Source organism: Mesorhizobium sp. M1143 (assembly GCF_040318435.1).
GTDB lineage: Bacteria > Pseudomonadota > Alphaproteobacteria > Rhizobiales > Rhizobiaceae > Mesorhizobium.
Genome location: NZ_JAMYMJ010000005.1, coordinates 135399 through 162243, shown reverse-complemented (window position 1 = coordinate 162243; position 26845 = coordinate 135399). Strand labels below are relative to the sequence as shown.

Here is a 26845-nt window from a genome sequence, read left to right as displayed (position 1 = left end):
ATGCAAAGACCGGCATTTTGGGAACGGACAGGATGAACACAGCAAAACTCGACCGCGTTGCCCTGGAGGCGATGCTCGGCTCCTTGCGACCGAAGCTGCACCGCTACTGCGCCCGCATGGCCGGCTCGGTGATCGATGGCGAGGACATCGTCCAGGAGACACTGATCAAGGCACTGCAGGCCATCGACGGCGACGCCGCCGTCGAGCGTCCGGAGCAATGGCTTTTCCGCATAGCCCACAATGCCGCGCAAGATCATCTGCGCCGGCGCCAGCGGGAGCAGGCGCGCATGAGCGAGACCGACATGACGACGATCGAAGACCCCTCCGCCAGCGCCGATGCGAGGCTCGCCACCGCCGCCAGCCTGCGAAGCTTCATGCAGCTGGCAACAGTGCAGCGCAGCGCCGTGATCCTTGTCGACGTGCTTGGCCTCAGCCTGCACGAAACCTGCGAAGTGTCCGGCGCGACCCTGGCTGCGACCAAGGCAGCGCTCCATCGCGGGCGGTCGCAGCTGCGCCTGCTGGCGTCACAGGACGAGCAGGCGCCTGCCCCAAAGCTCGACGCCGACGACGAGCGGCGCCTGCGCCGCTATGTCGACCTGTTCAACGCGCGCGACTTCGACGCCGTGCGCGCGTTGATCGCCGAGGATATCCAGCTTGAAGTCGTCAACCGCACCCGCATGCGCGGCAAGGCGCAGGTTTCCAACTATTTCGGCAATTACGACCGTGTCCAGAACTGGGCGCTGTCGCTCGGCTTCGTCGACGGCAGGCCGGCCATCCTGATCCGCAACCCGCAAACGGGAGATGACGCCGTGCGCGGCTTCATGCTGGTCGACTGGCAGGATGGAAAGGTCAGCCATATCCGCGATTTCCGCTACGCGCCCTATTGCCTTGCCGATGCGGACATCCGCTTCATCGACGAGTAAGCATCGGCCGGAGAGCGCGGGCTTCGCGCCTCAGGCGAAGCTTTGCAAATTGGCGTCCTGCAGCTTGGAGCCGGCGAGCAAGGCCTCGAGCACCTGCTTCTTGAGCGACAGGCACTGCGAGCGGGCAAGCTTTGCGATGGCCGAGACTTCGGCCAGCTCGCAGGCAAGCACCAACTCCTTCTGCTGGCCGATGATCGCTTGCGTGAAGTCGCGCGATTTGAAGCCGAGATGGAGGACACGCTCCGACTGGTCGAGCGTTTGGTCGAGCAGGCGAACCAGCCGCAGATTGCCGGAGAGTTCAGCCAGGGCCAGGCGAAAGGCGCGGTCGGCTGCCAGAAAGGCGACATGGCTGCGCAGCGTCTCCGGCTTCAGCACCTTCTGCGCCGCCAGCCTGATGTCGTCGAGCCCGCGTTCGGTGAGGTTGGCCGCGGCCACCCGGAACACTTCCGGCTCGATCAGGCTGCGGACGTCGAAAATCTCGTTGACGTCGCGCAGGCTAAGCGGTGCGATGACATAGCCACGGCGCGGCTCGCTCTTGATCAGCCCTTCCTGCGTCAGGCGGGCCAAAGCCGAGCGGATCGTCGCCTTCCTGATCTGGTAGCGGTCGCCGATCTGCTTTTCGGTCAGGCTTTCGCCGGGTTGCAGGACGCAGGCGACGATGTCGCTCTTGAGCTGCTCATAAGCTTCCTCGCTGCGCAATATGTCGGCGGTCGACGGCGCCTTGACGGCGGACGGTGACACTGATTTCGGAAGAGCCATATCTGCCTGCCCGTTTGGTCTGCCCGCGTGGTCTGCCCGCGTAGTCTGCTTGCCCGTTTCGACCATCCGGGTTGACGGGTCTGTCGGCATTCGCTAGCCTGAGCATCTCAGCTGTATTGGTTGAGCTTCCCAATGGAGATGACGACAAATGTCTCTTGCCGCCAACTCGCCTCTCTACGCCGTAACCGCCGGTATCGTCAACGCAGCCAAAGGTGCTCATGCCATCGAACGGGTCAAGGCGGTGCTGCGCGAACACACCGACTGCTTCCATGCATCAGGCGTGCTCGCGCATGAGGAAGACGACGATGAGGTGCTGCTGCATGCCAGCCCTGACTTGACCATCTACCACATCACGCTGTCGCCCGGCCTGCGGTACCCGCCGCACAACCATCTAATGGATGCGCTGATCGGCATCTACAAGGGCAGCGAGACCAACTTCATCTATCCCGTCGACGGCAGCGAGATCGATGCGCCGGAACGCCACGACATCGCGGCGCCCGCGGTGGTGCACATGACCCCTGATACGGTGCACGCGGTGGCCAACACCGGCAGCGCCCGCTCAGGCGCCCTGCATGTCTATCTCGGCAATCTTACCGAGACCCACCGCCACATGTGGAGCCCGGACAGCAACCAGGCAGAGCCGTTCGACAATATGCGGTATCTGGCTGGTGCGAGGCCGATTGGGTCCTGATCCGGGATAGGCGGAATAACGGTCGCCGCATACCGGCCCATTTCAAGAACACCGCAGCGCGTTGATTAGCGCAGTTAGTGCGGCAGGCTGATGCTGGCGACTGGGGTAATACATGAAGAAGCCTGGAATAGGCGGCGTCCAGTTCTCCAGCACTCGAATGAGGCGGTGCTCGGCAACGTGTTCCGCGACCTGCTCTTCATATGTGAGCCCAAGACCGGCTAGCGGATCGCAGGAAATCACAGTTTCGGCGGAAATGGCGCGCCCGAAGAGATTCGAACTCCTGACCCCCAGATTCGTAGTCTGGTGCTCTATCCAGCTGAGCTACGGGCGCGCAACAGGCCATGCTTTACATAGCCCCGCTAACCGATCCTGACGACCAGCCGCGACAAGACGTGTTCCCTAGCGACTGAATTTCCGAAAAGCAAGCCAATCCGGCAAAAGTTTTGTCGCAGCTGCTTTCGACGGTGTCGATCAAGGTGTGCTGAGATTCAGCTAAAGTCCGGCTTCGGCTGAATATCAATACTGCTCAGGCCGGGCGGCGCAGGCCGTTGCGGGCCTGGTCGAGGCGGACCGGCTGGTCGGGGATGGTGACGGCGAAGGTGGTGCGTCCGCCGATCGATTCGACCAGCTCCACCGTGCCGCCATGGGCGCGGATCAGTTCGTGCGCGATGGCCAGGCCAAGGCCGGTGCCGCCGCTGCGGGCCGAGCCGCGAAACGCCGCGAACAGGTTTTCTCGAGCCTTCGCCGGCAGGCCGGGACCGGTGTCGGTGACAATGATGCGGCTTACGCTGCCTATGCGCTCGGCCGATACGGCGAGCCGGCGCACCAGCGCGCTCTCGGCGTCGGCCGCCATCGCCTGGACCGCGTTGCGACAGAGATTGGTGAGCACGCGAAACAGCTGGTCGGAATCGGCATCGACCTCGAAGGCGAGCTCGACGGCATTGACGAATTCGATGCCGCCCTCGATGTCGAGCAGGCCGTGGACGTCGTCGACCAGCTGGCGCAGCCGCAAGCGGCGGCGTGAGGGCGCCGGCTCCTGCGTGCGACCATAGTGGAGCACGCCTTCGGAATAGGAGACGGCTCGGTCGAGCGCGCGCAACAGCTTTGGCGCGAAGGCCTGCACCGTCGGGTCCTTGACCAGGCGCAAGCGGTCCGACATCAGCTGCGCCGAGGCCAGGATGTTGCGCATGTCGTGGTTGATCTTGGAGACGGCGAGGCCAAGGTCGGCAAGGTGCTTCTGCTCCGACAGCATCTTTTGCAGCCGTTCCTGCATCTGCGACAGTTCGCGCTCGGCAACGCCGATCTCGTCGGCGCGGGCGGCCGGGTGGATGATGCGCCCTGGATCGTCGGGCGCCTCGGAGAAGGACAGCATCGAGCGCGTCATGGTGCGGATCGGGCCGATCATGATCAGGTCGATCGCGGCATAGACCAGCATTGCGGTGAACAGCGAGATCAGCAGTGAGACGAAGGCGACGTTGCGCGAATAGCGCAGCATGGCGTTGCGCAGGGAATAGTCGGGCATGATCAGCTCGAATTCCTTGTCGCTGTCGACGACCGGGCCGAACACCCGCAGCATGCGCTTGCCGCCGAAGAACAGCGTATCCAGCGCCCCGGTCATGCCCTTGATCATGCCGACATTGGCGATGTCGATGTGCTCGTCGACCTGCGGCGGCATCTCGGCCACCACCAGCAGGCGCGATACGCCGCCGTCGCGCACCGCGATCGCCTTGGCGCCGATTGCCATCAGCACGTCGTTCTGGGCGGCGCGGGAGAGCGAATTGGGCTCGCCCTGCACCAGCACGATCGACACCGCGGCAGCGGTGCTTAGCCGCTCCTTCAGCCAGGCCAGGCGGTAGCTGGCGATCCAGGGCAGGAAAATGAGGACTTCGGCCAGGAGCACGAAGACAATGGTGAGCAAGAGCAGCTTGGTCGACAGGCCGCGCGCCAAGGGCACTGAACGATTGGGCACCGAACGGCTCGCAACCGGGCGAACGGTCGCCGGGCTGGCATCGGCTGTCGCCGGGCCGCTCCCTTCATCCGCTGATGCAACTTCGCTCATTAAGGCCTGTCTTCACAAACGCTTGATCGGTTGAGATTAGGTGATTGCGGCTTTTTTGCCAATTTCATCCTTCGTTGGACGATGGTGCCAGCAATAAAGATAGCCTCGAACTGGGTGTTCGCGCCGCGACGAACGGGGTGTCGCGTCGTGACGAACTGGCAGTTCGCACTGCGACGAACTGGCGTTCGCGCTGCGACGAACTCATAGTTCGCGCTGGATTGACTCCCAAAACCCTTCTTTCTATAAGCCGCTCACGCTCGGGCCATTCGTCCCGGCGCGGTTTCGATCGCGCCAATGCCGGCCCGGCAAAGCTCCTGTTACACAGTGACAGAATCAAGAAGGGCCGCACCCCGCGGTATTAAAACAAATGAAGCGTACCTACCAACCGTCCAAACTCGTCCGCAAACGCCGGCACGGTTTCCGTGCTCGCATGGCCACCAAGGGTGGTCGCGGCGTCGTCGCAGCTCGCCGCAACCGCGGCCGCAAGCGGCTCAGCGCCTGAACGGAAGACGAGATCGTTGCCCGCAACCGGCAAGCCAGTGGGACCAAACCCCAAGCGGCTTCTGAAACGTGCGGAATTCCTGGCCGTCCGCCGCGGTGAAAAGCGGCGCGGGCGGCTTTTTCTCGTTGAAGTTCTCGACCGCAAAGACGGTCTGCCGCCGCGCGTCGGCTTCACCGTCACCAAGAAGGTCGGCAATGCGGTTGTGCGCAACCGCGTCAGGCGGCGGCTGAAAGAAGCCGTGCGCACCCATGCCGCAAGTGACATGGCGCCCGGCAATGACTATGTCATTGTCGGGCGTGAAGACGTGCTCACCATTCCGTTCGGCCACTTGAAGGCCGAACTCTCCCGCCGTCTCAGCGGAACACGATAGGCCAAGGGCTTTCGATGGAAAATAACCGGAACTTCTACATCACCATCGTCTTGTCGGTGCTGATCCTCGGGCTGTGGCAATATTTCTATGTGCTGCCGCGGAGCGAACAGCAGCGCGAGGCGGCCCGCATCGAAGAGCAGCGGGCGGCGGAGCAGAAGAAGGCGGCCGAGGCCGCCAATCCCGGCGGCACGCCGGCGCCCGCGGCGCCCGGCGCCATTCCAAACGCGCCCGGCACCTATGTCACGACGCCGGAAGGCCGCGCGCAGGAAGTGGCCAAGACGGCCCGCGTCAACATCGACACGCCGAGCCTGTCGGGCTCGATCAACCTCACCGGCGCCCGCCTCGACGACCTAAAGCTCAAGCACTACACCGAGACGGTCGACAAGACATCGCCGCAGATCCAGCTGCTCAATCCGCAGGCGCTGCCCACCGGCTATTATGCCGAGATCGGCTTTGTCGGCAGCGACACGACCGGCACGGTGCCGGGCCCGGAAACGGTCTGGAGCGTCGACGGCAATGCGACGCTGACGCCGGCGACGCCAGTGACGCTGACCTTCACCAACGACAAGGGCCTGACCTTCAAGCGCACGATCTCCGTCGACGGCGACTACATGTTCACCGTTTCCGATGCGGTGCAGAATTCAGGCTCGACCCCCGTCACGCTGTCCAATTACGGCCGCGTCATCCGTTTCGACAAGCCGGCCGTCGCCAGCTCCTATGTGCTGCATGAAGGCCTGATCGGCGTCACGGGAACCGAAGGCCTGCAGGAGCACAAATACGCCGACATCGAGAAGAACAAGCTCTATACGCCGAGCAAATCGACCGATGGCTGGCTTGGCATCACCGACAAATATTGGGCGGTCACCCTGGTGCCGACCGAGAAGCAGCCCTTCCAGCCGCACTATGCCTATTACGACAATGGCCGCCCGCGCTACCAGTCGGACTTCCTCACCGACCCGATCACCATTGCCGCCGGCCAGTCGGCGACGGTCGAGACCGAGATCTTCGCCGGCGCCAAGGAAGTCAACAAGATCAACGCCTACGCCCAGGATCGCCAGATCAGGCTGTTCGACCGGCTGATCGATTGGGGATGGTTCATCTGGATCACCAAGCCGATGTTCTACCTGATCGACACGCTGTACAAATTCTTCGGCAATTTCGGTCTGGCCATCCTTGCCACCACCGTCGTCGTCAAAACCCTCTTCTTCCCGCTCGCCAACAAATCCTATGCGTCGATGGCGAACATGAAGAAGGTGCAGCCCAAGATGCTCGAGATCCGCGAGAAATACGCGGACGACAAGATGAAGCAGCAACAGGCGATGATGGAGCTGTACAAGACCGAGAAGATCAATCCGCTCGCCGGCTGCTGGCCGGTGGCGCTGCAGATCCCGGTGTTCTTCTCGCTCTACAAGGTGCTCTACATCACCATCGAGATGCGGCACGCGCCGTTCTTCGGCTGGGTCCAGGATCTGGCCGCGCCCGATCCGACCTCGGTCTTCAACCTGTTCGGCCTGCTGCCCTTCGCGCCGCCGGCATTCCTGCCGCATATGGGCGCCTGGGCGGTGGTCATGGGCATCACCATGTTCCTGCAGATGCGCATGAACCCGACGCCGCCGGATCCGACGCAGGCGCAGATCTTCACCTGGATGCCGGTGATCTTCACCTTCATGATGGGCAGCTTCCCGGCCGGCCTCGTCATCTACTGGGCCTGGAACAACACGCTGTCGATCCTGCAGCAGGGCGTGATCATGAAGCGCCAGGGCGCCAAGATCGAATTGTGGGACAATCTGACGGCATTGTTCCGAAAGAAACCCTCGCCAGCTGAATAAACAGCGTGGCAATCAAAGCCCCGGCTCGTCCGGTGTTTTTGTGGACGAGGCGCGCATCACGTTCCCGTGAGGCGCGAAACTTGCGGCGTGCAACCGGCGTGGCTGCTGCTTGTACCGCCAAGGCCGATCAACACCGATCAGCTCTAATCCGAAGACCGCTGTTTTTGATCCGTGACCCCGTCATGTCCATCGCGGGGATGCGGCGCGTGGAATGGGCATTCGCCTTTAAATATTTGTTATCATTATCCTTTTTTACTCTGCACCGAAACTTTCCCGCAATCGCCGCGTAACTCTTCCCGACAATCGAATCAACAATTGTCGCACCAGAAGGGTTCTCCAATGGCAAAGTCCATCCTCAAGGCATTCTGCTTTTCCGCCGGCCTGGCTCTATCGGGCCTCGCAGCTACGACGGCCTATACGCTCGCCAATCCCGCCGTTGGCGGCGCTGCGATGCTGACCTCGAAGAACATCGTCGAGAACGCCCTCAACTCGCCGATCCACAAGACGCTGGTTGCCGCCGTCAAGGCCGCCGGCCTGGTCGACACGCTGGAAAGCGCGGGACCCTTCACGGTGTTTGCGCCGACCGATTCCGCCTTCAAGAAACTGCCGGCCGGCACCGTCGCCACGCTGGTGAAGCCCGAAAATAAGGACAAGCTGACCAAGATCCTGACCGCCCATGTCGTGGCCGGCAAGATCTCGGCCAAGGATATGATGACCAAGGCCAAGGCGATGGGTGGCAAGTATGAAATGAAGACCGTCAGCGGCGACACGCTGATCGCCGAGGTAAAAAAAGGCGCGCTTTATATCGTCGACGAATCCGGCGGCGCCGCCAGGTTAACGGTCGCCGACGTCAACCAGTCGAACGGCGTCATCCACGTCGTCAACAAGGTGCTGTTGCCGAAGTAACGGCTTTACGCAACGGGGAATGACGGCGGGCTGCGACGGGCTTTCTCGGTCTGCCTTCCCCACCTCACGAGGAGGTGCCATTCTTTTGAAGCCGTCTTCGACACCACCGGGGTCCTGCTTGTCCTTCGCAGGGCCCCGTTTTTTTTGTTTCAGGGCGCCTTAGCCGACGGCGGCGGTCGACCTGATCGTGATCTGCCGCGGCACGAACTGAACATCGAAGCCCAGCAGGGCTCGCTCATCGGGCGATTGGTGCTATAGGGCGGATCACGCCATCTCGAATGGCGGCTTTAATTTGCGCCACTCTCGACGGATCTCGCCATGGACGGACCCAACCCAGACATCAAACACCCGATCCCGATGCACCCCCGCGTCGGCTTCCTCAAGCCCCTGGTCACCGCGCCGAATATCGAGATCGGCGAGTTCACCTACTATGACGATCCTGACGGACCGGACAAATTCGCCGAGCGGTGCGTGCTGCATCATTATCCCTTCATCGGCGACAAGCTGATCATCGGCAAGTTCTGCGCCATCGCCGAGGGCGCGCGCTTCATCATGAACGGCGCCAACCATGCCATGTCCGGCTTTTCCACCTATCCGTTCAACATTTTCGGCCATGGCTGGGAGCAAGGCTTCGACCCGAAGACGTGGTCGCAGGAACTGCGCGGCGACACGGTGGTCGGCAATGATGTATGGATCGGCATGGATGCGGTGATCATGCCCGGCGTGTCGGTCGGCAATGGCGCCATCGTGGCGGCGAAATCGGTGGTGACGCATGACGTGCCGGCCTATGCGATCGTCGCCGGCAATGCGGCAAAGGTGGTGAAGATGCGTTTCGACGACAGGACGGTCAGGCGGCTGCTTTCCGTGGCGTGGTGGAACTGGCCGGTGGACAAGATCGGCCGCAACCTCAACGCCATTCGGGGCGCCGATATTTCCAGGCTGGAGGCAGCGATTTGAACGCGCTGGGCAACACCGTCATCGGAACCGACCTGTTCACCAAGGGGTGGATCTTCATCCGCGGCGTGCCGGCGATGAAGTTCCTGCCGCCGGAGGGGCCGCCGGAGATCGCCTTTGCCGGCCGCTCCAATGTCGGCAAGTCGTCGCTGATCAATGCGCTGGTCGGCCATAACGGGCTGGCGCGCACCTCCAACACGCCGGGGCGCACGCAGGAGCTCAACTATTTCGTGCCGGGCGGGTTTTCCGGCGAAGGCACCGACTTGCCGCCAATGGCGCTGGTCGACATGCCGGGCTACGGCTATGCCAGCGCGCCGAAGGAAAAGGTGGACGATTGGACCAAGCTGGTCTTCGACTATCTCAAGGGCCGCGTGACGCTGAAGCGGGTCTATGTGCTGATCGATTCCCGCCATGGCATCAAAGCCAAGGACGACGAAGTGCTGTCGCTGCTCGACAAGGCGGCGGTGTCCTACCAGATCGTGCTGACCAAGACCGACAAGATCAAGGCCGCCGGCGTGCCGCAGCTGATCGAAGAGACATTACTGAAGATCAAGAAGCGGCCGGCGGCGTTTCCGTTCGTGCTCGCCACGTCGTCGGAAAAGGGCGAGGGTCTGGACGAACTGCGCGCGGCGATCGTGCTGGCGGCCAATGGCGGTTAAAAGCAACTCCGGGAAAAGTGTGAAGCGGTTTTCCGTCCGGAGTTGCGAAAAAAGACCTTTGGCTAACTAGGCCTTTGCCTTGGACTTCGCCTCGAGCGCGATCATCTGGTGGCTTTCTTCCTCGGCAAGCTTTTCGGTGCCGTAGGACTTCAGGAACAGGCTGACGCCCGACCGCACGATGTGGTCGATTTCATCCTGGCTCGGCGCCTTGGTGCGGTAGGCGAAGATGCACTGGCGAAACAGGCCGGCGAGGCACAGTTCGGTGAATTGATAGGCGGCAAGATCGACATCATCGATCTTGAGCAGGCCGCGTTCTATGGCTGCATTGAGGAACTTGACCACCTTGTCGTGGCCGCGTTTGGGGCCGCGTTCGTAAAACCGCGCGCCCATGTCCGGTATCCTGTCGGAGGCGCCGATCACGGTGCGTTGCGCCTGGATGACCTTGGCCGAGGTGATCTTCATCGACAGCACCTTGCCGAACTTCACCAGCGTCTGGCGCAGATCGTCGGCGCGGTCGAGCATGTCGTACATGTTCTTGAAGATGGTGCCGCGCTCTTCCTCGATCAGCGCCTCGAACAGCTCTTCCTTGTTGGCGAAGTAGACATAGATCGTGCCCTTGGAGACGCCGGCCTCGCGGGTAATGTCGTTCATCGACGCCGCTTCGAAGCCCTTGTCGATGAACACGCGCCGCGCGCCCTCGATAATCTGGCTGCGCTTGACCGGATCCTGGCCCGCCGCCGGGCGGCCGCGACGCGCACTATCCAGCACATCGCACGGATCATTTTCGACGTCGGGTAACGTGTCGGCCATTAAAGTCACACCTCGCGAAATAATTCGAACCGAGCGGTTCGATTGCTCTTGATATGGGCCTGCTTTAGCGCTATGTCAACGTTCGCATCGAACCGAACGGTTCAGTATAACACATTTTCCTTATGTAGCTACGGTAGCGAGATATCATGTCCTCGAACACGCCAACCACCGCCGAAGTCCGCCCCTTTCCCAACGCCAAGGTCTCGCCGGTTATCGAAGCGCCGGAAGCGCCCATCAAGCCTGCCGCCGAAGTTTTGGCCGAGGTGCCGGCCAAGAAGAAGCGGTCGGCTCGCTCGTTCATGCTGCCGATCATCGGCCTCGCTCTGCTCAGCGCCGGCGCCTGGTATGGCTATAATTACTGGACCGACGGCCGGTTCCTGATCTCGACCGACGATGCCTATGTCCAGGCCGACATGTCGTTCGTCTCGCCGAAGATTTCCGGCTATGTCGATCAAGTCAAGGTCTCGGAGAACCAGCAGGTCAAGGCCGGCGATCCGCTGCTGACGATCGACGACGGCGACTACAGAATAGCCGTTGCCCAGGCGGAGGCGCAGATCGCCACGCTGGCCAAGACGCTCGACCGTATCGACGCGCAGACCAAGGCGGCGCAAGCTTCGCTGCAACAGGCGCAGGCGCAGAAGGTCGCCGACCAGGCGGCAGCCGACAACGCCGCTCGCGCCCAGCAGCGCGCCGCGCAACTGGTCAAGACGCATGTCGGCACACAGGCGCAACTGGACGATGCCCAGACCGCTCTCGACCAGGCCAATGCGGCCCTCGTCGGCGCCGACGCGCAGATTGCAGCCGCACAGGCCAATATCGGCGTGTTCGAAGCGCAGCGCGCCGAATCGGCCAGCACGCTGGCTTCGCTGCGGCTGAACCGCGACAAGGCCGCGCGCGATCTGTCCTTCACCGTGCTCAAGGCGCCTTATGACGGCGTCGTCGGCAACCGCTCGGTCGAGCAGGGCGACCTCGTCAGCCCGGGCCAGAAGCTCGCCGTCGTGGTGCCGCTGGACAAGCTCTACATCGTTGCCAACTTCAAGGAGACGCAGCTGGCCAAGCTGGTGCCCGGCGAGAAGGTGCGGGTCTCGGTCGACGCCACGGACGGCCATGATTTCGAAGGCACGGTGTCGTCGCTGGCGCCGGCTTCGGGTGCGGTGTTCTCGCTGCTGCCGCCGGAAAATGCCACCGGCAACTTCACCAAGGTGGTGCAGCGCATCCCGGTTCGCATCGACGTTCCGGCCGATGTGCTGAAGGCAGGCAGGCTGCGCGCCGGCCTGAGCGTGGTCGTCGCCGTCGACAGCCGCACGGCTCCGGCTACGGCGAACTGAGCGAAAGCCGGGAGCAACGCCATGGCAACCGCAACCATAACCGCAGGAGCGGCGCCGGCGCCTGCCATGCCGGCGGTGCCGACGACCATCTCGACGCGCCGCCTCATCGCCTTCCTGGCGATGGTGTTCGGCATGTTCATGGCGATCCTCGACATCCAGATCGTCTCAGCCTCGCTGGCCGAGATCCAGGCCGGCCTCAGCGCCAGTTCCGATGAAATTCCATGGGTGCAGACCGCCTATCTGATCGCCGAGGTGGTGATGATCCCGCTGTCGGGCTTCCTCAGCCGGATGCTGTCGACGCGCGTGCTGTTTGCAGGCGCCGCGGCCGGCTTCCCGGCGGCCCGCGCGCTGGCCGCGACCGCCACCAACATCGACCAGATGATCGTCTACCGAGCCATCCAGGGCTTTATCGGCGGCGGCATGATCCCGAGCGTTTTCGCCGCCGCCTTCACCATCTTCCCGCCGTCGCGCCGCGCCATGGTGTCGCCGATGATCGGCCTGGTGGCGACGCTGGCGCCGACCATCGGCCCGACCGTCGGCGGCTATATCAGCCATGCCATGTCGTGGCACTGGCTGTTCCTCATCAATGTCATTCCAGGCATTCTGGTGACGGTCACGACCTGGACCCTGATCGATTTCGACAAGCCCAATCTCGGCCTGTTCAGCAAGTTCGACTGGTGGGGCCTTGCCGGCATGGCGGCGTTTCTCGGCTGCATGGAATATGTGCTCGAGGAAGGTCCGAACCATGACTGGCTGCAGGAACAGGCCGTGTTCATCTGCGCCATCATCATGGTTGTCGGTGCGGCGCTGTTCTTCTGGCGTGCCTTCACCGCCGAGGAGCCGATCGTCGATCTCAGGGCCTTCACCAACGTCAATTTCGCCTTCGGTTCGCTGTTCTCTTTCGTCATCGGCATCGGCCTGTACGGTCTGACCTATCTCTACCCGGTGTTCCTCGGGCGCATCCGCGGCTACGATTCCATGATGATCGGCGAAGCCTTGTTCGTCAGCGGCCTGGCGATGTTCGTCACTGCGCCGATTTCCGGCATCCTGTCGAGCAAGATGGATTTGCGCATCATGATGATGATCGGGCTGTTCGGCTTCGCTGCCGGCACATGGTGGATGACGCATCTGACCGCCGACTGGGATTTCTGGGAATTGCTGATCCCGCAGATCCTGCGCGGCAGCTCGATGATGCTGTGCATGGTGCCGATCAACAACATTGCGCTCGGCACCTTGCCGCCGGACCGGCTGAAGAACGCGTCGGGCCTGTTCAACCTGACCCGCAACCTCGGCGGTGCGGTCGGCCTTGCCGTCATCAACACCGTGCTGATCGATCGCAGCGCCTTCCACTACGCCAGGCTGGCCGAGCATGTGGAATGGGGCAGTGCGGCGGCGCAGACCAAGCTGCAGAACATGACGCTCGACTTCCAGCAGACTCCCGGCCTCGACGCCACCAAGGCGGCGATCTCCAAACTGTCGGGCATGGTCCAGCAGCAGGCGTCGCTGCTGTCGTTCATGGATGTGTTCACCATGCTGACCGTGCTGTTCGCGACCATGGCGGTCTTCACCCTGGTCATCGCCAAGCCGGCGCCGCCCGCGGGCAGCGGTGGCGGAGGCCATTGAGCGCGCCGGACCCCCCGCCTGGCGCCCTCATGTGTGACCCCGGAAATCACCCCCGATTTCCGGGGTCACGCTTAAGCATCGATCGTTGTCAAGCTCCTTGGTCGAACACCCGGCGCGCTATGCTGCGGCAGGCGGCCCAAACCATTTGGTCAGCGAGTCGGTTAGCCCGGCTGCTTCAGGGCCGCCGACCCAGGCCACATAACCGTCAGGCCGGACCAGCACTGCGCGTGGGGCTTCGACTGCCCCCAGCACCGGAAGCTCCCATGCGCCATCGTAGCTGGCGTCGACAGTCCGAACCCGATCAGCCCACGGGCGGATGTCCAAAGCGCCGGGTTTTTCAAAGTTGAGCAGCAGCGGCCGGGCGTCGTGCAGCAGGGCAAAGACCGGCAGCGGACCGGCAGCGGTGACGAGGTCGAGATCAGGCATGCGACGTCCCAGCAGCGGATGCCCTTCGCCAAGATCGTAGTGAATGTCCAGGCCGGACATCATCCCGGCAAAACGCTTGCGCGGCTCTTCCATGGCGAGCAGTTCGGCCATTGTATCGCGCAACGCTTTGGTACGCTCGTCTTCGCGACGCAGCGCGACCGACGCCATGGTGTTTTTCATCACACGCGCGGCAATCGGGTGGCGCTCTGCCTGGTAGCTGTCGAGCAGGCTTTCGGGCGCAGTTTTCCTGACAACCTGGGCGAGCTTCCAGCCCAGATTGACCGCGTCGTGCACACCGGTCTGCAGACCCTGTCCGCCGTCCGGCGGATGGACATGCGCGGCGTCGCCGGCGAGCAGCACCCGCCCCTTGCGGTATGAGGCTGCCTGCCGGGTCATGTCGGTGAAGCGGGCCAGCGATGTCGGATTGTGGACGCCATAATCGGTGCCGTAGACGGCAATGAGCGCCTCGCTGAGATCGCGCAAAGTTGGCTCGCCGCCAGCCCCGACCTCGCGCTCGGTCACCAGCACCCGTACCGTACCGCCTTCCAGTCTGCTGAGGCCGTGAATTCCGATGGCATCGCGGTGGATACCCCATTGCGGCTCTTCTGTCACCTCGATCTCGGCGATCAAATTGCTGGTTGTCGGCTCGGAACCGGGGAACTCTATGCCCCCCGCCTTGCGCACGAGGCTTCTGCCGCCGTCGCAGCCGACAAGATAATCGGCACGAAGCGACCCGCCATCTGTCAGCGCGAAATCGACGCCGCCTGCATCCTGCACAAAGCCTGTCACCTCGCGGCCACGGTAGACCGTGACACCAAGTTCATCGACCCAGCAGGTAAGGATGCGCTCTATGTGCTTTTGCCACAGCGCCAGCCCGTAATTGTGGCGGGTGGGGAAGTCGCTGATGTCAAGCGAAACGCCGGCGAAACCTGCGACCTGTGCGGTCTGGCCTTGCGACAGGAACCGATCGGCAATGCCGCGCTGGTCGAAGATCTCGATGGTGCGCGAATGCAGGCCGCCCGAGCGCGCGCCGGCGAGATCCTGGTTCTCGCGCCGCTCGACGATGGCGACATCGATGCCGGCCAGGGAAAGCTCGCCGGCCAGCATCAACCCGGTCGGGCCGCCGCCGGCGATCACCACGGAATGGGATATTCGCGGCCGGTCCGCATCAACACCGTCGGTCGATTTGGCGGTCGATTTGGGCTCGCCGTCGCGAGCCCGTGCTTTGGTTGGTTGCATAGATTCTGGCCCTCTCGTTAGGGCTGCGGAATCTACGCATAAAAAGCCGTCTGCCAATTCTTGAAGTTGACTGTTTTCGCCCCATTTCAATAGATAGGAGGAGGTCGTCACGCCGGCTCCAAATCCCCACCCCGCTAAAAGACGCCGAACGGTCAGGCAGTTGCCGGCTTGAAGCTGAGCGCAACGCCGTTGATGCAGTGGCGCAGGCCGGTCGGCGCCGGGCCATCGTCGAAGACATGGCCGAGATGACCGCCGCAGCGGCGGCAATGAACCTCGGTGCGGGACATGCCCAGCGAACGGTCCTCGGTCTTGCCGACGGCGTTGGCAATCTCTTGCCAGAAGCTCGGCCAGCCGGTGCCGGAATCGAACTTGGTCTCCGAGGAATAGACCGGCAGGTCGCAGCCGGCGCAGGCGAAAATGCCTTTGCGGTGCTCGTTGAGCAGCGGGCTGGTGCCGGGATACTCGGTGCCTTCCTTGCGCAGCACGTTGAAGGCTTCATCCGACAGGATGGCGTGCCACTCGGCGTCGGTCTTGGTGACCTCGAAGGTTTCAGCAGCTCTGGCGGGTTGGGGTCCGCCCATGCGCAGCGTTGCCACCGCGCCGGCAACTGCGGCAACGGCGACGCCACTCAAAAGCAAGTCGCGACGGTTCATGACAGAAATCCTCCTGCGGGTTGTTTTGCCAGATTTGGCCGCCACTGGAAAATCAAAAGCCGGTGACGGTTGCCCTGCAAACGAACGCTCCACACCGGCTCCGCGCTTGTTGCGGACGGGATGGAGCGCTCGGTCGTTTGCTCGGCCCACGGGGGCGGGGCCGCGCAATCTGCAGGAGCTTACCGCCTGTTCGTCGGCGGCAGGGCTTTGTTACATCTTCGGCAGCAGGACCTTGTCGATGACGTGGATGACGCCGTTCGACTGCTCGACATCGGCGATCGTCACATTGGCGACATTGCCGTTCTCGTCGGTCACGGTGACCTTGCCGCCATCAGCCTTGAGCGACAGCTCGCAGCCGCCAACCGTCTTGACCTTATGGGTGCCGCCATCGGCCTTGGCCATCGAGGCGACATCGGCGCCCATCGCTTTAGCGCCGATGACATGGCAGGTCAGGATCTTGGTGAGCTTGTCCTTGTTCTCGGGCTTGAGCAGCGTCTCGACCGTGCCAGCCGGAAGCGCGGCGAAGGCCTCATTGGTCGGCGCGAACACGGTGAACGGGCCGGCGCCCTGCAGTGTCTCGACCAGGCCGGCAGCCTTGACGGCGGCGACCAGTGTCGTGTGATCCTTCGAATTGACGGCGTTCTCAACGATGTTCTTGTTGGCGTACATGGCGGCGCCGCCAACCATCGGATTCTCGGCATAGGCGATTGTGGCGAGGGCGGAGACGGCAATGGTACCGGCGAGCAAAAGGGTGGCGATTCTACGCATAGTGTTCGAACTCCTCAGGGTTATTGTTTCCTCTTTCGGGAACATGAGGAGATACGTAATAGAACTGCCTGAGTTTCCGCGCGCCGGGAAAAATTTATCCTTTATCTTGTCGGCGAATTATCTCCGGAGATCGAATCTCTAATCTCCAGCAGCGTATCCAAAACGAAAACAGCGGAAGATGTACTTCCGCTGCCTTCATTGTCACGTCATGATCTTACGATTTATCAGATGCCCTTCAGGTCGCCCGCGGCAACGACCGGTCCGGTCGGCTGTCCGGTCGTCGAACCGCCCGTCGGCTCGACGCTGACGGCAAGCACGGCGCCTTGCGCCAGCTTCTGCTGCACTGCCGGGGTAACCGGAATGTGCGTGACCTGGCCGGCGGGAATGACACCCATCGAGACCGGCGCATTCTTGCCTTCGATCATCCACAGTTCGAAGTCCTTGCCGGCGGCGCGTTCGCCCGAAACCAGCGACAGGCCGACATCGCGGCGGGATGCGTCGTAGACGACGAGGTATTTGACATCGCTGCCTTCGGCGGCCAGCGAGGCGACGAGGCGCTCCTGTGGCACGACGACCGGCGACCTGACGTAGGGCACGGCGACATAGAGTACCAGGGCCGCGAGAGCCGCTGCGGTGAGGCCGCGCCAGAAGGCAAGGCTGGACCAGAGACTGCCGCTCGGCGCCGTCATCGACGCCGCGGTGGAGGAGAACAGCCGGCGATCGATAGCCGGCTTGACCGTGGCCGGCGGCTCTACCTCAGCATAAGCGGCAGCGATCGGCGAGAGGTTCACTTCCCAGGAATCGACGAGACGGGCAAAGCCGGTCTCCGCGTCGATGCGTCCGGAGGCTATCTGGCGCTCATCCGCCGGCAGCACGCCGAGAACGTATTCGGCTGCGAGCAGGTCGTCGCCTCCACGTTCCGGTCCATTTTCTTCTGCCAGGGTCATCTTTCCAGACATTCTCTAAGTTTCAACAGGCTGCGGCGCAGCCATGTCCGCATCGTGTTGAGCGGAACCTTATGACGTTCCGCGAGCTCGGCGTAACTTTCGCCGTTCAAATACGCACCCCGAACGGCTTGCGCCCGGTCTTGTTCCAACTCTTCAAGGCACTGATAGATGCGCTCGGATTCACCGCCCGCAACAACCATAGCCTCTGGCCCGGGACCGGGGTCAGCCACGTCGAGCGCGCCATCGATATCGGCAGCAGGCTTGCGTCGCGACCGGATGCGATCAATCGCATGATTGCGTGCTATGGCCACCAGCCAGGAGATTGGGCTGAGATCAGAAACAGCGAAACGATCCGCCTTCGTCCACACTTTGACGAAGACCTCTTGCAGCGCTTCTTCCGCATCTCCGCGATCCTTCAATACACGAAGGCACACGCCGAAAAGTTTCGCACTGGTTTGCCGGTAAAGCAGATCGAACGCAGTCCGATCCTTCGTCGAGGTCCGGACAATCAGGGTGGAGATATCCTGCGGCGTCATACGGACAAGCTAAGCGATCACAATTTGTTTGCAAAGGCAGAAATCTTGTTGTCCACGCAATCGATGTCCGCGCCCAATCGCCAGTAATCGCCGGTCGGTTGCCAAGGAAATCGGCTGTCGTTAGCCTCCCGCAGATAGGGGAACAGCAATGTCGGCCGAACGGATGCTGTGGGAGAACGATGCGACCGGCTTGGCAGAGCTGTTGCACAGAGGCGAGATCTCGCCGCCGGACCTTGTCGATGCTGCGATCGCGCGCGCCGAGGCAACCCGATCATTGCGCATCCGCCGCTTGCCTGCGCGCCATGGACCCGAAGGGGGCCGACGAGCTCATCGAAACCTGCTCGAAAAATTGCATCTGACCCGTGCCTTGGAGATCAGATCCCTGTTTGGGCGATTGATGGACAAGAGCCTGTGGTTCACCACTGGCCAGCGATCCAGAATGGCCTGCCGCTCGACATCCAGGGCGTCGGCCGCCCCGGCGACGAGCAGACGGTTTTGTCGCTCGCCGCGCAGATGGAGAAGATTTCCGGCTGGCTGACGCGGCGGGCGCCGCTCAAGGTGCCGGCCTGATCCGGCAGATTTCATCATCGTGATAGCAAAGCTGTTTGCGGCCTGGGCCAATTCCCGCTAAGACGCCGCCGTCCTTACCCGCATCCAGGGAACCATGCCGATGACGGAGATCACCGCCACCGCCGAAATGCAGGCCGCCCTGCTCTCGCGGGCCCTGCCCTATATGCAGCGCTACGAGCACAAGACGGTGGTGGTGAAATATGGCGGTCATGCCATGGGCGATATCGAGCTCGGCAAGGCTTTCGCCCGTGACATCGCGCTGCTGAAGCAGTCCGGCGTCAACCCGATCGTCGTCCATGGCGGCGGGCCGCAGATCGGCGCCATGCTGGCCAAGATGGGCATCGAATCCAAGTTCGAAGGCGGACTGCGCGTCACGGATCAGAAGACGGTCGAAATCGTCGAGATGGTGCTGGCCGGTTCGATCAACAAGGAGATCGTCGCGCTGATCAACGCCGAGGGCGAATGGGCGATCGGCCTGTGCGGCAAGGACGGCAACATGGTGTTCGCCGAAAAGGCTCGCAAGACCATGATCGACCCGGATTCCAACATCGAGCGTGTGCTCGATCTCGGTTTCGTCGGCGAACCGGTCGAAGTCGACCGCACCCTGCTCGACCTGCTGGCGCGCTCCGAAATGATCCCGGTGCTGGCGCCGGTGGCGCCCGGCCGCGATGGCCATACCTACAACATCAATGCCGACACCTTCGCCGGCGCCATCGCCGGCGCCTGCCAGGCGACGCGCCTTTTGTTCCTGACCGACGTGCCCGGCGTGCTCGACAAGAACAAGAAGCTGATCGACGAGCTGACGGTGGCCGAAGCCAAGGCGCTGATCAAGGACGGCACGGTGTCGGGCGGCATGATCCCCAAAGTCGAGACCTGCATCGAGGCGATCGAGCGCGGCGTCGAAGGCGTCGTCATCCTCAACGGCAAGACGCCGCATGCGGTGCTGCTGGAATTGTTCACCGAACACGGCGCCGGCACGCTAATCGTGCCCTGAGGTGCAACTGGCTTGGCGGCCAGTTGGTCGGCTGGCCAGCCCTTAGGCAGGCTGGGGCAGGCGCGCGATGACCTTTATCTCGAAGTCGAAGCCGGCTAACCAGTTGACGCCGACCGCCGTCCAATTGGTGTAGGGCGGTTCACCGAACACCTTCAGCCGAACGGCATCGATCACGGGCCATTGCGTTGCCGGATCGGTGTGGAAGGTGGTCACGTCGACTATATCGTCGAACGTGGCGCCCGCTGCTTTCAGCACTGCCGCGAGATTATCGAAGGCAAGCTGGACCTGCTTTTCGAAGACAGGTTCGGGCGACCCGTCCTCGCGGCTGCCGACCTGGCCCGAGACAAACAAAAGATCGCCTGATCGGATTGCAGCAGAATAGCGATTTATCTCGTAGAGAGCCTGCCGGCCGGCAGGAAAGATCGCGTCACGTTTGGTCATTTTCACTCCATTGTCCGGGGCACTCACATACGTCCCGTATGCATGAGGTGAGTACATACGCTGCGTATGTCAATACGCATACGGTAGGTATGAAGGGCAGCGAGCCCGTCAGGCGCCGGCCGAGATCGCGACAGCCGCTTCGGCCGGCTTGAGCGGCGGGCGCATGTCGACCATGGATTCCTCATCGGCATCCTGCGGCGCGCCCCAGAACTCAGCCAGCGTCGGACCATCCTTGAGGCGGCGGTCGCGGGCCAGAAAACCCCAGACCTCGCGGAACCAGACGCGGCGGCCCATTTGCGTGTACCAGCGCATCGAATGGCGCTGTTCGGGATCGGGGTGGAAGAGAATGCGCGCCAGCGCCTTCGGCCGCGACTGCACCGCGACCTCGATCAGCTTGACCGAGAAGAACAGCATCCACGGTTTCAGCCGCGTCATCTGCAGCACCTGGTGCTTGTAGTCCCACAGCCGGGCATCCGTCTGGATCACCTTGCGGTCCTTGGCGATGCGGAAGAACGGCGTCCAGCGGTGCGGCGTGACATAGAGCGCCTGGATCTGGTCGGGGTCATAGGCAAGCAGCTGGCGAAAGCCGCGCCACAGATCGCGAAAGGTCTCATCCTCGAACCCCGCCACCCAGGTCGCCATGGACAGTATGCCATGCTGGCGGAGCAGCCGGATCGCCTCGCGGTCGGATGAGGTGCTGCCGCCCTTGCGGATCAGTTGAAGCGTCTGCTCGTCGGTGTTTTCCATGCCGAGCAGCCAGCGGATGACGCCGGCCTTGCGATAGAGGTGCAGGATGTCGGCATCGCGCACGATGTCGTCGGCCCGGGTCGAGCCGACGATCAGCACCGGCACGTTCTCGGCGATCAGCGCATCGAGAAAGGCGCGCCAAACCTTCTTCGATACGGTCGGGTTTTCGTCGGCGAGGTTGATCAGTTCGACGCCGTGCTGGCGGTGCAGCCAGGCAATCTCCTGCGCAAATTTCTTGGGGTCGCGGTGCCGCCAGCGGGTCCAGAAACCGCGCTGGCCGCAATAGTTGCACAGATGCGGGCAGCCCCGCGAAAACTGCATGACCACGGCGCGCTTGCCGCCCCAATAGCTGTAGCGGCGGTGATCGATCAGCTCCCAGCTGACGCGGTACTCGTCCAGATTGGCAGTGGTCCCGGCCGGCCGCGTCGCGAAGGGGCGGCCGAGATCGTCGCGATAGGCGATACCCGCGACATCGCCCAGCGGCCGGCGATTGTCCAGTGCCACGACCAGGGCAAGGATGGTTGCCTCGCCCTCGCCGCGCACGATGAAGTCGAAGACATCGCTCGCCGCCAATATGTCGCGCCAGTGATAGGTCGGGAACACGCCGCCATAGATCACCAGCGTCGCCGGCTCGAGCGCCTTGACCATGCGGGCGATCGCGAGCGCGGTGGGATGCGCCGAGGTCGAGCCGGAGTGGCCGATCAGGATGCAATCGGGCTGGCCGCTGAGCGCATCGCGCACCAGCGTTTCCAACGGCATCGGCCCGAATTCGGCATCGACCAGCCGGACTTTATGGCCGGCGTCGATAAGCGGGCCGCCCAGTGCCAGCAGGCCGAGCGGTGGCAGATGGTCATCGGGCACGCGGCTGCCGATGGCGGTGTGCGGCGGATTGATCAGCACGATGTTCATGACGGACCTTTGAGCGACGGTCCGCATGGCGTAGCCGGCGTTTCAGTTTCGCATTTGGGCTCCGTCCAGCAGTTTGCGTGCAGCTTTTCCGCAGAAATGGCGATGCGTGTCCTACCGCCTGAGATGGGCGAGCGGCACGTGGCCCGGGCCCTTGATGTTCTGCAGCACCAGCTGGGTGTGAACGTCGCGCACGCCGGCAAGGCGCATCAGGCGGTGCATGACGAAGGCGTTGAGTTCGTCGACCGACGGCACCATGACGTGCAGCAGGAAATCGTGGTCGCCGGTCATCGTCCAGCATGACGACACTTCGTCCATGCGTTGCACGGCGGCGATGAAGCTTTCGGGCGAACCGTCGCTGTGGCTGGTGAGGCGCACCTGGATGAACACCTCGACCATCAGGCCGACGGCGCGGCGGTTGAGCACGGCGGCAAAGCCCTTGATGATGCCGGCCTCCTGCAGCGCCTCGAAGCGGCGGGCGCAAGGCGTCGTCGACAGGCCGATCTCCTGCGCCAGTTCGGACACGGGCTTGCGTCCATCGCGCTGAAGAACATCCAGCATCTTGATCTCGAAATCGTCGAACTGAGGCATTTTCACTCTCTTTCAGCTTCTGCTTGGTGATTTTTACCTCAAATCATGGACCCAAGCCATCATCAAAGCTGAATTGCCTCGCCGGCCGCCGCTAGACTCTGCGGACAGATTCAAGTGTCACGATCAGGGGAGAAGAACCATGACGACGATGAGCGTTGCCGAATATGCCCGTGATTGCGCGGCGCAAGGCCTGCGTGGCGACTATTCAGTGTGCCGTTCCGACTTCACCGTAGCGCAGGGCTACAACTACAGCGCCGACGAACAGGCGGTGTGGCGCACGTTGTGCGACCGGCAGACCAAGCTGACGCAGAAGCTGGCGCACCATTCCTATCTCGATGGGATCGCCGCACTCGGCCTGCTCGACAAGATCCCGGATTTCGGCGCGGTCTCAGACAAGCTGCGCAAGCTGACCGGCTGGGAAATCGTCGCCGTGCCTGGCCTCATCCCGGCCGCGCCCTTCTTCGACCATCTCGCCAACCGGCGCTTTCCGGTGACCAACTGGCTGCGCACCAAGGACGAGCTCGACTACATCGTCGAACCCGACATGTTCCACGACTTCTTCGGCCATGTGCCCATCCTGACACAGCCGGTGTTTGCCGACTTCATGCAGATGTATGGCGAAAAGGCCGAGAGCGTGATTGCACTGGGCGGTGACGAGATGATCACCCGGCTCTACTGGTACACCGCCGAATACGGGCTGATACAGGAGGAGGGCCAGAAGCGGAAAGCTTTCGGCGCCGGGCTGATGTCGTCGTTCACCGAATTGCAGTTCGCCGTCGCGAGCCCGGACGCGCACCACGTGCCCTTCGACCTCGAAACGGTGATGCGCACCGGCTACGAGATCGACAAGTTCCAGCGCGCCTATTTCGTGCTGCCGTCCTTCGACGTGTTGCGCGATGCGTTCCGGACCGCCGATTTCAAGGCGATCGTCGCCCGCCGCAAGGGGCAGCCGGCGCTGGATCCAGCGACGGTTTAGCAAATCCTGAAGGGTTTGCGCGGCACCTACCCCCACCCTTAATCCCTCCCCACAAAGGAGGACGGAGATCTCGTTGGCGCTGATTTCCGAGGGTTTCGACACCAAGGCATGGGTAGCGCCGGCAGCAATCCTGTCGCGCCGTTCGCTTTTTTGACAATCAGACGGTAATGACTTCGTCACACCGTGGATGACTTCGTCACACCGTGATTACTTTGGTCAGATGGTCGCCTAGCCGGCAGGCAAGCGCTGTGATCGTCGTCGTTGGATTGCATTCGCCAGAGGTGCAGAATACCGAGGAACCACCGACATAGAGATTATCCATGCCGTGCACCTTGCAGTTGGCGTCGACCACGCTCTTGACGACATCGGTGCCCATGCGCGTGCCGCCCATGTGGTGGTGGCCGGCCAGTTCCTCATCCGTCGGGTAGTCCTCGCCATTGGTCAGCCAGTCCATGATGCGGACGCGGCCGAGGTCCTTCTCGATCAGCGTCGTTCCGAACAACTTGAGCCCCTCGAGGATGGTGCGGCGCTCCAACGGCGACTTCTTCCAGTGCAGCTCGATGCGCGGCACGCCGGCACGGTCGACATCGGTCTTCGACAATTCGATATGGTTCGAGGCCAGCGGCGCCTGTTCCCAGGCGACGTAGAGCTGGGCGGCGCAGCGCAGGTTCTGGCTGAGCTGGTAGGCGACCCATTCGGCGGCCTCGGGCGCGGTGCAGGCGAGGTCGGCAATCAGGCTCTTGACGCCGGCATAGGGCGTCTCGATCAGGCGTATGCCGAAATTCATGATCTGCAGCCGCTCCATGGCGGCGAGCGTCGGCGAGAAGAACGCCTCGTTGACGGCATCAACCTCGAACTCCCTGTAATCGGCCAGGATGGCATTGCCGCCCTCGAAGGTCGGGTGCTCCATCCAGTAGCGGCCAAGTGCCGTGGCGTTCGGCACCACGCCGCCATTCGAGCGCTGGTTCGACCATAGAAGCAGCCGCGAATTCTCCAGCCCGCCGGCGCAGACGATGAAATAATCGGCGCTGAAGGCGCCGGCATCCTTGCCGTTCGACCACAGCCTGGCGCCGGTCACTCGTTTGCCGTCCCCGGCAAGTTCGGTGGCATAGGTGTTGAGCACGAGCGCTATGTTCTTGCTCTTGTCGAGCTCGTCGGAGAATTTCTCGCCAAAGCGCACGGCCGGGCTCTTGATCAGCTGCACCCAGCGTATGTCGTCTGAAATCGGCACATCGGGCTTGAAGTCGGGAAGCTCGAGTATGTCGTGCAGCTCGGACAGATAGGGCTCGATGTCGGTCCGGGCGATTGGCCAGCCGGTGTCCGGCGCCCATGCCTTGGGCTCAAAGTCCTGCTTGTCGAGCACGCGGCACCAGCCGGCCCAGTGGTTCGACGACCCGCCCATGAAGCGCAGCCGGGTGATGTCGAGATCGAAATATTGATCGCCGACCGTGGAGCCGCGGTAGAAATCCTGCGACTGGTCGCTGAATTCGCGTGCGCCGGCCTCCAGCACCACGACCGGAATGCCGGCGGCGCCGAGCTTTCTGGCAATGGTGGTGCCGGCCGGCCCGGAGCCGAGAATGCAGACCTTGGGCTTGAAATCCGAGGCTCGAAACGTCTCATAGCTGTCGAAGATCATGCCAGGTCGCTCCGCTTCAGGATCCAGCCATTGACCACGACGATCTCGTCGGGATCGGCCGGGGGGCGGTCGCTGTCAGGCTGCTTGCGAAAAAGCTGTAGCGCCGGCATCGCAATCAGCGCCTGCACGATGGTGCGGCGCGATATTTTCCTGATGAAGAAACTCATGACACGTCTCTGGATGGGGGCTTCGATCCACGCATGGCGTTCCCTGAACGGCACACCGGCCAGACATGCCATTCCCGTGCCAAGCCTTGCCTGTAAACGAGTTACAACCCGGTAAACGGCGCAGTTGCGTGGAAACAATGTTGGCGAACCGTTAACAGCCCCACCACCAACACCTAGGCAGCTTCGGAAATGTCCCGGTCGAGGATCGACAAATTGCGGCCGCGGTGCTTGGCCTCGTAGAGCCGGCGGTCGGCGGCGCGCATCAGGTCCGAGACATCGGCATCTTGCGCACAGGTGATGCCGCCGATCGAGACGGTCAGCGGCACCGTGCGCTCGTCGACCGGACGAAAGCGGACCAGCTCGACTTCACGGCGGATGCGCTCGGCCACGCGCCGGGCTTCGGCTTCCGTAGCGCCGACCAGGAAGGCGCCGAACTCCTCACCGCCAATGCGGCCGAGCACGTCGCCGCTGCGGACGCCGCGCTCGATGGCGCTGGCGATTAACACCAGTGCGTCATCGCCGGTCAGATGGCCGAAACTGTCGTTGATCGCCTTGAAATGGTCGGCGTCGATGATCAGCAGCGCGCCGCGATCGGATTTGCGCCGCGAGCCGTCCAACGCGGCAAAGAAGCTCTCGCGGTTGAGCATGCCGGTCATGTCGTCGCGGCTCGCCTTCGCCGACAGGCGCCGATGCGCGGCGGCGAGCTGGGCATGCGCGCGGGCGAGATCGCGATGCGCGTTTTTCAGTCGGTCGCTCTGCCAGAAGGTGCTGGCGCAGGCGATCCAGGCGAGCGCCAGCGGGCACACCGTCGATGTCAGCCAGACAGTGCGGTCGACCGGAAAACCCATGGCGGGAACGATGATCAGCGTCAGCAAAAGCGAGATGGCTACCGAGCCGAATGCGACCGCGGCGGACTTTAAGACTATGCGACTCATCGCTGGCTCCCACTGAACCGTCTCTGTGCCAGCAAGCCCTGAAGGCCACCTTTCCGTGATGGCTAAAATTTGAATGGTGAGCCCATTTTTACAACTCTAGATGCACATAGGTTGTGGATAAGCTCTACATCAGAAAGGGGTTCGAACGGCAGATATTTCATGCCATAACACGCCATGACCACGCTGCCCGATCCCGCCCGCTTCGCCCATGTCACCGACTGGGTGTTCGACCTCGACAACACGCTTTATCCGCACCATTCGAATCTGTTTTCGCAGATCGACGTCAAGATGACGGCCTATGTCGGAGAACTGCTCACGCTGCCGCGCGAGGAAGCGCGCAAGCTGCAGAAGGAACTCTATCAGGAATATGGCACGACGCTGAACGGGCTGATGACGCGTCACGGCATCGACCCCGACGACTTTCTCGAAAAGGTGCATGATATCGACTATTCGTGGCTGGTGCCGGATCCGGTGCTGGGCACCGCTATCCGCCAGCTGCCCGGCCGCAAGTTCATCTTCACCAATGGCGACCGCAGGCACGCCGAGCGCACCGCGCGCCAGCTCGGCATACTCGACCATTTCGACGACATTTTTGATATCGTCGCCGCCGGGCTGACGCCGAAGCCGTCGCGGCAGACCTATGAGAAGTTTGCCGAACTGCACGCCGTCACCGGACACAATGCGGTGATGTTCGAGGATCTCGCCCGCAACCTCGAGGTGCCGAAATCACTGGGCATGACCACGGTGCTGGTGGTGCCGCGCAATTTCGAGCCGACCTTTGCCGAGATCTGGGAGCGCGATCCGGCCAATGAGGACGACGTCGATTTCGTCACCGACGATCTCGCGACGTTTCTGACGGGGATAGTGGAGGGGGTAGAGGATTGAGGAGCTGAAGAATTG

General features: G+C 62.6%; 28 protein-coding genes and 1 tRNA gene. 14 read left to right on the top strand and 15 right to left on the bottom strand.

Going from position 1 to position 26845, the window contains the following annotated elements; genetic code table 11:
* The first annotated feature begins 32 nt into the window (after positions 1–32).
* On the top strand, positions 33–923 hold the full coding sequence (locus tag NKH35_RS06650) for a sigma-70 family RNA polymerase sigma factor (protein WP_352913856.1): 891 nt from the start codon (positions 33–35) through the stop codon (positions 921–923).
* A 30-nt stretch (positions 924–953) separates the two neighbouring features.
* Here NKH35_RS06650 and NKH35_RS06645 read toward each other — a convergent pair whose 3' ends face one another.
* A complete protein-coding gene (locus NKH35_RS06645; protein WP_023714481.1) occupies positions 954–1682 on the bottom strand; it encodes a GntR family transcriptional regulator in 729 nt (242 codons plus the stop codon).
* A gap of 148 nt (positions 1683–1830) precedes the next feature.
* Here NKH35_RS06645 and NKH35_RS06640 point away from each other — a divergent pair, with 148 nt between their 5' ends.
* Complete coding sequence (locus NKH35_RS06640) at positions 1831–2373, top strand: autotransporter (protein ID WP_352854072.1); 543 nt, start codon at positions 1831–1833, stop codon at positions 2371–2373.
* 254 nt (positions 2374–2627) lie between these two features.
* Here the strand turns inward: NKH35_RS06640 and NKH35_RS06635 are convergent.
* A tRNA-Arg gene (locus tag NKH35_RS06635) sits at positions 2628–2704 on the bottom strand.
* A gap of 195 nt (positions 2705–2899) precedes the next feature.
* Positions 2900–4432, bottom strand: a complete 1533-nt coding sequence (locus tag NKH35_RS06630; RefSeq protein WP_023732745.1) for an ATP-binding protein — start codon at positions 4430–4432, stop codon at positions 2900–2902.
* Between the two features lie 367 nt (positions 4433–4799).
* Between NKH35_RS06630 and rpmH the strand changes: the two genes are divergently transcribed.
* From rpmH to yihA, 6 genes are all read left to right on the top strand, one after another.
* Complete coding sequence (rpmH, locus tag NKH35_RS06625) at positions 4800–4934, top strand: 50S ribosomal protein L34 (RefSeq protein ID WP_008833937.1); 135 nt, start codon at positions 4800–4802, stop codon at positions 4932–4934.
* A gap of 16 nt (positions 4935–4950) precedes the next feature.
* Entirely contained in the window at positions 4951–5304 is a 354-nt protein-coding gene (rnpA, locus tag NKH35_RS06620) for a ribonuclease P protein component (protein ID WP_023681360.1), read from the top strand.
* Between the two features lie 14 nt (positions 5305–5318).
* Positions 5319–7133, top strand: a complete 1815-nt coding sequence (yidC, locus tag NKH35_RS06615; protein WP_023681359.1) for a membrane protein insertase YidC — start codon at positions 5319–5321, stop codon at positions 7131–7133.
* Positions 7134–7472: 339 nt separating this feature from the next.
* Complete coding sequence (locus NKH35_RS06610) at positions 7473–8039, top strand: fasciclin domain-containing protein (RefSeq protein ID WP_352913852.1); 567 nt, start codon at positions 7473–7475, stop codon at positions 8037–8039.
* Between the two features lie 318 nt (positions 8040–8357).
* Complete coding sequence (locus NKH35_RS06605; RefSeq protein ID WP_023732746.1) at positions 8358–8996, top strand: CatB-related O-acetyltransferase; 639 nt, start codon at positions 8358–8360, stop codon at positions 8994–8996.
* On the top strand, positions 8993–9652 hold the full coding sequence (gene yihA, locus NKH35_RS06600; protein ID WP_023673242.1) for a ribosome biogenesis GTP-binding protein YihA/YsxC: 660 nt from the start codon (positions 8993–8995) through the stop codon (positions 9650–9652). The genes NKH35_RS06605 and yihA overlap by 4 nt, the downstream gene beginning before the upstream one ends.
* Positions 9653–9718: 66 nt before the next feature.
* On the opposite strand, the gene NKH35_RS06595 is transcribed toward yihA, so the two are convergent.
* On the bottom strand, positions 9719–10462 hold the full coding sequence (locus NKH35_RS06595) for a TetR/AcrR family transcriptional regulator (protein WP_023681357.1): 744 nt from the start codon (positions 10460–10462) through the stop codon (positions 9719–9721).
* Between the two features lie 146 nt (positions 10463–10608).
* On the opposite strand from NKH35_RS06595, the gene NKH35_RS06590 reads away from it, so the two are divergent.
* Positions 10609–11790: an HlyD family secretion protein gene (locus tag NKH35_RS06590; RefSeq protein ID WP_023732747.1), complete on the top strand. Its 1182-nt coding sequence runs from the start codon at positions 10609–10611 to the stop codon at positions 11788–11790.
* 21 nt (positions 11791–11811) lie between these two features.
* Positions 11812–13413 (top strand): DHA2 family efflux MFS transporter permease subunit, encoded by a 1602-nt coding sequence (locus NKH35_RS06585; protein ID WP_352913848.1) that lies wholly within the window; start codon positions 11812–11814, stop codon positions 13411–13413.
* Positions 13414–13530: 117 nt separating this feature from the next.
* Here NKH35_RS06585 and NKH35_RS06580 read toward each other — a convergent pair whose 3' ends face one another.
* The 5 genes from NKH35_RS06580 to NKH35_RS06560 form a co-directional block, all read right to left on the bottom strand.
* Positions 13531–15078: an FAD-dependent monooxygenase gene (locus NKH35_RS06580; protein WP_023732749.1), complete on the bottom strand. Its 1548-nt coding sequence runs from the start codon at positions 15076–15078 to the stop codon at positions 13531–13533.
* A 152-nt stretch (positions 15079–15230) separates the two neighbouring features.
* Positions 15231–15731: a peptide-methionine (R)-S-oxide reductase MsrB gene (gene msrB, locus NKH35_RS06575; RefSeq protein ID WP_023732750.1), complete on the bottom strand. Its 501-nt coding sequence runs from the start codon at positions 15729–15731 to the stop codon at positions 15231–15233.
* Between the two features lie 210 nt (positions 15732–15941).
* Positions 15942–16499: a fasciclin domain-containing protein gene (locus NKH35_RS06570; protein WP_023681353.1), complete on the bottom strand. Its 558-nt coding sequence runs from the start codon at positions 16497–16499 to the stop codon at positions 15942–15944.
* A 224-nt stretch (positions 16500–16723) separates the two neighbouring features.
* Positions 16724–17446: an anti-sigma factor gene (locus NKH35_RS06565; protein WP_023732751.1), complete on the bottom strand. Its 723-nt coding sequence runs from the start codon at positions 17444–17446 to the stop codon at positions 16724–16726.
* Complete coding sequence (locus NKH35_RS06560) at positions 17443–17982, bottom strand: sigma-70 family RNA polymerase sigma factor (protein WP_352913844.1); 540 nt, start codon at positions 17980–17982, stop codon at positions 17443–17445. The genes NKH35_RS06565 and NKH35_RS06560 overlap by 4 nt, the downstream gene beginning before the upstream one ends.
* Positions 17983–18393: 411 nt before the next feature.
* On the opposite strand from NKH35_RS06560, the gene NKH35_RS06555 reads away from it, so the two are divergent.
* Together NKH35_RS06555 and argB are read left to right on the top strand one after the other, a co-directional pair.
* Positions 18394–18552, top strand: coding sequence for a hypothetical protein (locus NKH35_RS06555; protein ID WP_023732753.1), 159 nt, complete (start codon positions 18394–18396; stop codon positions 18550–18552).
* A 100-nt stretch (positions 18553–18652) separates the two neighbouring features.
* Positions 18653–19546, top strand: coding sequence for an acetylglutamate kinase (gene argB / locus NKH35_RS06550; protein ID WP_013528489.1), 894 nt, complete (start codon positions 18653–18655; stop codon positions 19544–19546).
* Between the two features lie 42 nt (positions 19547–19588).
* Here argB and NKH35_RS06545 read toward each other — a convergent pair whose 3' ends face one another.
* The 3 genes from NKH35_RS06545 to NKH35_RS06535 form a co-directional block, all read right to left on the bottom strand.
* Entirely contained in the window at positions 19589–19987 is a 399-nt protein-coding gene (locus NKH35_RS06545; protein WP_023687463.1) for a RidA family protein, read from the bottom strand.
* 108 nt (positions 19988–20095) lie between these two features.
* Positions 20096–21643 (bottom strand): magnesium-protoporphyrin IX monomethyl ester anaerobic oxidative cyclase, encoded by a 1548-nt coding sequence (bchE, locus tag NKH35_RS06540; protein ID WP_023732754.1) that lies wholly within the window; start codon positions 21641–21643, stop codon positions 20096–20098.
* Between the two features lie 111 nt (positions 21644–21754).
* A complete protein-coding gene (locus NKH35_RS06535; RefSeq protein WP_023732755.1) occupies positions 21755–22231 on the bottom strand; it encodes an Lrp/AsnC family transcriptional regulator in 477 nt (158 codons plus the stop codon).
* Between the two features lie 139 nt (positions 22232–22370).
* On the opposite strand from NKH35_RS06535, the gene phhA reads away from it, so the two are divergent.
* Positions 22371–23207, top strand: coding sequence for a phenylalanine 4-monooxygenase (gene phhA / locus NKH35_RS06530; RefSeq protein WP_023732756.1), 837 nt, complete (start codon positions 22371–22373; stop codon positions 23205–23207).
* Between the two features lie 196 nt (positions 23208–23403).
* Here phhA and NKH35_RS06525 read toward each other — a convergent pair whose 3' ends face one another.
* The 3 genes from NKH35_RS06525 to NKH35_RS06515 all read right to left on the bottom strand — a co-directional run bounded on the left by NKH35_RS06525 (position 23404) and on the right by NKH35_RS06515 (position 25945).
* Entirely contained in the window at positions 23404–24843 is a 1440-nt protein-coding gene (locus NKH35_RS06525; protein WP_023732757.1) for a GMC oxidoreductase, read from the bottom strand.
* Positions 24840–25010 (bottom strand): hypothetical protein, encoded by a 171-nt coding sequence (locus tag NKH35_RS06520; protein ID WP_023681346.1) that lies wholly within the window; start codon positions 25008–25010, stop codon positions 24840–24842. Before NKH35_RS06520 ends, NKH35_RS06525 begins: the two co-directional genes overlap by 4 nt.
* 173 nt (positions 25011–25183) lie before the next feature.
* The gene (locus NKH35_RS06515) at positions 25184–25945 is read right to left on the bottom strand and encodes a GGDEF domain-containing protein (RefSeq protein WP_023681345.1); all 762 of its coding nucleotides are present in this window, start codon (positions 25943–25945) and stop codon (positions 25184–25186) included.
* A 174-nt stretch (positions 25946–26119) separates the two neighbouring features.
* Between NKH35_RS06515 and NKH35_RS06510 the strand changes: the two genes are divergently transcribed.
* Positions 26120–26830 (top strand): pyrimidine 5'-nucleotidase, encoded by a 711-nt coding sequence (locus NKH35_RS06510; protein ID WP_352913839.1) that lies wholly within the window; start codon positions 26120–26122, stop codon positions 26828–26830.
* Positions 26831–26845: the final 15 nt, after the last annotated feature.